We start from the raw sequence: 5,902 nt of genomic DNA on the forward strand, positions 1-5,902 counted from the left end.
GCCCGAGGAGGCGGCGGTGATCGAGATGTGGCTGCGCCGCGCCGAGATGATGGTCGCCACACCCATCATGATGGGCGTCCGCCACACCCACCCGGCGATGGCCGCGCTCGAGAAGCAGGACCCGGCGTCGGGCGAGCGGAGCCTCCAGGGCGCCACGAGGGCCTTGAAGATCCTCGACGGACGGCTGGCGGAAAGCGAATGGCTGGCCGCCGACCGGATCACCATCGCCGACATCATCGCCTTCATCGGCCTCGACTTCGGCCGGATGATCAAGTTCCGCCTGCCGGACGACTTGGCGAACGTCGCGCGCTGGGCCGACGCCATGCGCGCCCGGCCGGCCGCCGCGGCCGGCATGCCCCAAAAGGCCCCGGCATGATCGCCCGCCGCGTCCTGCTCGCCGCTGGCGCGTCGTTGATCGCCCGGCCGGCCTTCGCCATCGACGAGGGCGTCGCCCAGGGCCGCTACAACGACGAAGGCGTCGACTTCAAGGTCACCCACGCGATCGCGCTGGCGATCGACAACGCCGAGGGCTTCGACGACAGGGAGAAGGGGCTGCGCGTTCTGCTCAGCGACCGGAAGGTCCCGGTCTCGGCCCTTTGCGGGATCGCCTTTCCGCCGGTGTGGGGCTTGGCCCGCGAAGGCAAGCTCGAGGGCCTGCTGCTCAACTTCGACCCCGCCGACCGCACGTCCCTGGTCGCCACCATCCTGACCAAGCCCGAGCCCGGCTACTCGATGGCCACCACGACGATCAGCAACAGCGAGGGCCTCTGGAAGCGGCTGGAGGCCAACCCGACCCGCGTAGTCGGCGAGCTGAACGCCGACGCCAGCGAGCGCATGGTCTTCGAGTTCAGCGCCCCGGTGTTCACCAACGCCGTCGAGGCCGACCTCAAGGGGCCGGCCGCCGCCGCGTCCGAGCCGGTGAAGGTGCTGCTGGCCCGGGCCGAAGCGATCGGCCGGGCCGACTGGAAGGCCGCCGCGGCCCTCTCCACCGAGGACGGCGCCCGGAATTTCGACGCCGTCCCGCCCGAGATCCTGAAGCAAGCGCCGAAGATGGCCGCCCAGATGGTCCGCCAACTCCGGGCTGCGCAGCGCGTCGTCATCCGCCGGGAGACCGCGGCCGTCATGCTGGGCAAGGGCGAGTGGGCCAGCGTGGCGCGGGTCGACGGCGTCTGGAAGGCTTCGGACTGACCGCTAGGTGAATATCCAGTCGCCAGAGACCAGGACGTACTTGTTCGACAGGCTGACGACCTCGGTCTCGCCGGTGACGCCGTCGGTGACGATCCAGTTGGTTAGGCTGCCGCTCTGCCGGGCGATCGTCGAGCCTGCCCCCCAGCCGTGCAACTCCAGCGTCTCGCCCGCGGCGAAGTCGACAACATTGTCGCCGGCCGCCTGGCCCTTCTGGAAGACGAACCGGTCCACCCCGGCGCCACCGGTCAGTCTGTCGACCCCCGCGCCGCCGTCGAGGGTGTCGGCGCCATCGCCGGCGATGATGGTGTCCGCGCCCGCGGCGCCGCTCAGGAGGTTGGCGCCCGGGCTGCCCGTGATGGTGTTGCCGAGCGCGTTGCCCGTGCCGTTGACCTGAGCGGAGCCGGTCAGGGTCAGTTTCTCGACATTGTCGCCCAGGGTGAAGGCGACCGTGCTCACGACGATGTCGACGCCTTCGTTGGCCGCCTCGATCACCACGTCGCCGGGATCGTCCACGTAGTAGGTGTCGTTCCCGGTCCCGCCCTGCATGCGGTCGGCGCCGGCGCTGCCGGTCAGCTTGTCGTTTCCGGCCCCGCCGACCAGCGTGTCGGCGCCCGCGCCACCGGTCAGGGTGTCGGCGCCGTCCGCGCCGTCGAGCTGGTTTACAGCGCCGTTGCCGGTGAGCGTGTTCGCCAGCTCGTTTCCGGTCCCGTTGACGGCCGCCGTACCGGTGAGCGTCAGCTTCTCCAGGTTGGCGCCCAACGCGTAGGTGATCGTGCTGCTGACCAGGTCCGAGCCCTCGCCGGCCGCCTCCGAGACCTGGTCGCCGGCCGCATCGACGCCATAGGTGTCGTCGCCCGCGCCGCCCGCCATCCAGTCGGCGCCCGTCCCGCCGGTCAGCTTGTCGTTGCCGGCCCCGCCGGTGAGCGTGTCGTCGCCCGCGCCGCCGGTCAGCGCGTCGGCCCCGTCCAAGCCCCAGAGCGCGTTGGCGGCCCCGTTCCCGGTGATGGTGTTGTCCAGCGCGTTGCCGGTCCCGGTGAGCGGCGAGGGCCCGGTCAGGGTGAGCTTCTCGACGTTCGGACCCAGCGTCAGGCTGATCGCGCTGTTGACGAGGTCGACGCCCTCGCCCGGGTTCTCGACCACGACGTCGCCGGGGTTGTCGACCGTCAGGGTGTCGTTGCCCGCGCCGCCGATGAGCCGGTCCGCGCCGGGTCCGCCGTCCAGCTTGTCGGCGCCGTCCGCCCCCCACAGCGTGTCGTCGAAGACGCTGGCCTTCGACTGGCCCGCGGGCGCCGCGATCAGCGACACGGTGTCGGCCGCCGACGTGCCCACGATCGTCGCCCCGCCTGGCGACACCTTGTAGATGAAGCTCGAGATGTCCAGCCGCCCGCCGGCCGAGGTCTTGCCGGCGAGCGACGCGGTCGGCGCCGCCGTGGCGAACAGGTCGGCCCGGATCTGCGCGGCGCTGGCCCCCGGATTGACCGCAGCGTACATCGCCACCGCGCCGGTGACGAAGGGCGTGGCCATCGAGGTGCCGCTCATCGTGCCGTAGGTCGCACCAGGGATCGTGGAGTAGATCGCGCTGCCGGGCGCGCCGACGTCCACGCTGACGGCTCCGTAGTTCGAGAACGACGCCAGTCCGCCGGTCGAGGTCAGCGCGGCGACCGCCACGACCGCGTCGAAGCCGGCCGCGGCCGTGGTGTCCACGTTCGAGGGATAGTTCGGGACGACATCGTTGTTGTCGCCGACCTGGTCCGTCCCGCCGTTGCCGGCCGCGGCGACGAACAGCACGTCCGCCTGTGCGCCGCGCACGATGGCGTCGGTCAGCGCCTGCGAGGCGCCGCCGCCGCCCCAGCTATTGTTCGTCGCGACGATATCGCCGCCGCCCGCCGCGCCCGTCAGCGCCGTCACATAATCCAGCGCCTGCACGGCCCCGGAGGTGAAGCCGCCGTTCGGCCCCAGGAACTTCGCGACGATCAGTTGGGTCGACCAGGTGACACCCGCCACGCCGGCGCCGTTGCCGCCCTGGGCGGCGATGATCCCACCAACATGGGTGCCGTGACCGGCGTCGTCGAACGGGTCGTTGTCGTGGTTGAAGAAGTCCCAGCCGATCAGGTCGTCGGTGTAGCCGTTGGCGTCCTGGTCGACGCCGTCCTCCCAGCGGCTGTCCCGCAACAGGTCGCCGGCGTCGATGCGCCCATTGGCGTTGAGGTCACTGACCCAGCCTGAGTTGGCGGCGTTGTTCAGGTCGCGGAAGCCGATCCGCCCGTCGCCGTCCGTGTCGACCAGCGCCGCCTTCAGCGCGATCGAGATCTCGTTCGGGTTCAGCCAGACGTTCAGGTAGAGGTCGGGATGGGTATAGTCGAGGCCCGTGTCGAGCAGGCCTACCGCCACCTTGGTCGAGCCGGTGTAGCCCGCCGTCCACGCCTCGCCAGCCTGGCTTCCGAAGGCGTTCGCCTTGGCGGTCCTGTCGCCGTACATGCCCCAGGTCTGGCCGCCGGTGAACCCCGGGTCGTTGGAGACATCGGTCGCCCTTAGGTTGGCGTCGGCTGTCGGGTCGGGGTCGCCGTCCTCGTCCTCCTCGCCGAAGGTGCGCAGGACGTAGTCGGGCTGGGCCGAGCGCACGCCGGGCAGGTGCGACAGGCGTTCCAGCGCCGCTTCCAGATCGAGCCCCGGCGCGAGCGTCAGGCGCACCATGCCGGCGCCCGGGTTGTCCAGCGCCCGGTCCGCGGCCGTGGCGAGGCCCTTCAGGGCGGGCGACAGGGCCGCAAGGTTCGCGCCCGGCTCGAACGTGACCAGCACCGTCCCGGCGCGCACGTCGAAGCTCCGAAACGTGGTGATCTGGTCCATCGCGGGCAAAACGTCGTCCTTTGCGCCACCTGAAGCGGGACTGGTAAGCGCCTGGCGGAACACGTCGCTGCCGGAATCCCGCGGCGCGGAACGGGCGACGACGACCGCCAACGGCCGACCCCGTTCTGCTCCGCCAGCCCCCGTGGCGCGCCGACTATGAACCCATTATGCCGATCGGCGACCGGATTCTCCCGATGCGCGAGGTCGGTCCCCGGTTCAGGGCGCCAGCAGCTCCAGCGAGCGGATCCGGTCGGGCAGGGACGGGCCGGCGGACATCACGAACACCTCGTCGGCGCCGACGCGCTTCGCCTTGTCCTCCAGTCGGGCGCGCACCGCGCCCGCCTCGCCGGCGATCGTACGGCCCTCGACGTCGGCCAGCAGCGGCGTGCCCTTCCACTCCGCGAGGAAAGCCTCGGCGTCGGCGATGGTGGTGAACCGCCGCCGGCGGCCCGACAGCATCGCCACCGTGCCCGCCAGCCGCGGCGCGTCGCCTCGCCAGCCGGCTTCTTCGGTCTCCGCGGCGAAGGCGATCACCGCCGTCCCGGCCCACGGCTCGGTGCGATAGTGCGACGGCTCGAAGGCCTTGCGATAGGCGGTGATGGCCGGGCCGGCCTCGGTGCGGGCGATGAACTCGGCGAACACCATGCCCAGGCCCATCATCCCGGCGAAGGTGGCGCTCTCCTCCGAGGTGCAGAGCATGAACACGTCCGGGTGCGAGGGGCCCGAGGGGTTGGCCTTGATGTCGTGGATCGGATGGCCTGCGGGGATCGGAACCTTGCCCGACGCATCCAGCAGCCAGGCCGACAGCAGGTGGAAGTACTGCGGGAAGGCGTCCGAGCCCACCGAACGCAGCGCCCCGCCGGTGCGCGCATCGGCCCCCAACGCGCGTCCCAGGCCCAAATCGATGCGGCCGGGCGCCAGCGCTTCGAGCTCCATGAAGGTCTCGGCCACCTTCAGCGGCGAGTAGTTGACCAGCATCACCCCGCCCGAGCCCAGGCGGATGCGGCTCGTCTGCTGCGTCAGCGCCGCGATCAGGATCTCCGGATTGGGCGAGCCCAGGGCGGCGATGTTGTGGTGTTCGGCCAGCCAGAAGCGGTGGTAGCCCAGCCGCTCGGCAGCCTTGGCCACCTCGATCGTCTGGCGCACCGCCTCGGCCTGGGTGGCCTCGCCGGTCACCGGCGACAGGTCGAGAACCGAGAGTTTCACTTCGCCGCCACGCCTACTCGTCCACGTACGCCCACGTGGCCGCCCCGTCGAACTGGCGGATGCGGATGCGGCTCCAGTCCAGATCATCCACGAGCCGCGCGTTGATCGCCATGCGGTCGCGCGAGCCGTCCAGGCTCTGCCAGTGGGTGGCCACGCCGCAGGCCTTGCAGCGATGGAAGGCCAGCATGCGGTCGCCCCAGACGTAGACCTGGGTGGTCGCCGGCGCGGGCAGGGTCACCTCGGCCGGGTTGTAGTAGGCCCAGCGTGCGCCCAGCCGGCGGCAGATCGAGCAGTTGCACTCGGTGACCTCGGTGGGCGCCGCCGGGACCGTCAGGCTGGCGGCGCCGCAATGGCAGGCGGCCTTGATCATCGCGCTCTCCCTTGCGCCCCGCTCTTGCGACGGGCAGGCCCCCATAGCTGGGCGACCCAAGGGCCGCTGTCCAGTGCAGGCTTGGCCGTAATCAGCGGCCGCGCAGCTCGGCCCAGCGGGCGCGGGGGATCTCCATCAGGCGGTGCAGTTCGTCGACCTGGCCCTGCTCGACGAACCCCTCACGCACGTAGACGTGGTGGGCGCGGGCATTGTCGAGGTGGACGTCCAGGTGCAGCGCCGTGGCCTCGGTGGTCTCGAAGACCCAGTCCATCACCTCGCGCAGCACCTGCG

The 5,902-nt window shown here is 71.2% G+C and carries 6 protein-coding genes; 2 read left to right on the forward strand and 4 right to left on the reverse strand.

The features are described 5' to 3' along the window. Positions 1-376, forward strand: a 376-nt coding sequence (locus VGD44_RS17860) for a glutathione binding-like protein (protein ID WP_331089606.1), incomplete at its 5' end; no start/stop codon positions are given. Further along, positions 373-1,188 carry a hypothetical protein gene (locus tag VGD44_RS17865; RefSeq protein ID WP_331089608.1) on the forward strand — a complete coding sequence of 272 codons (816 nt, stop codon included), beginning with the start codon at positions 373-375 and terminating at the stop codon, positions 1,186-1,188. The genes VGD44_RS17860 and VGD44_RS17865, both read left to right, overlap by 4 nt. Before the next feature lie 3 nt (positions 1,189-1,191). Here the strand turns inward: VGD44_RS17865 and VGD44_RS17870 are convergent, their stop codons facing one another. The 4 genes from VGD44_RS17870 to VGD44_RS17885 form a co-directional block, all read right to left on the reverse strand. Beyond that, positions 1,192-4,035 carry a S8 family serine peptidase gene (locus VGD44_RS17870; protein ID WP_331089615.1) on the reverse strand — a complete coding sequence of 948 codons (2,844 nt, stop codon included), beginning with the start codon at positions 4,033-4,035 and terminating at the stop codon, positions 1,192-1,194. A 216-nt stretch (positions 4,036-4,251) separates the two neighbouring features. Continuing rightward, positions 4,252-5,241 carry an MsnO8 family LLM class oxidoreductase gene (locus VGD44_RS17875; RefSeq protein WP_331089610.1) on the reverse strand — a complete coding sequence of 330 codons (990 nt, stop codon included), beginning with the start codon at positions 5,239-5,241 and terminating at the stop codon, positions 4,252-4,254. A gap of 13 nt (positions 5,242-5,254) precedes the next feature. After that, positions 5,255-5,611, reverse strand: coding sequence for a GFA family protein (locus VGD44_RS17880; protein ID WP_331089612.1), 357 nt, complete (start codon positions 5,609-5,611; stop codon positions 5,255-5,257). A gap of 91 nt (positions 5,612-5,702) precedes the next feature. Continuing rightward, the coding region (locus VGD44_RS17885; RefSeq protein WP_331089613.1) for a hypothetical protein at positions 5,703-5,902 on the reverse strand (200 nt) is incomplete at its 5' end.

It is taken from the genome of Phenylobacterium sp., from assembly GCF_036402295.1.
GTDB lineage: Bacteria > Pseudomonadota > Alphaproteobacteria > Caulobacterales > Caulobacteraceae > Phenylobacterium.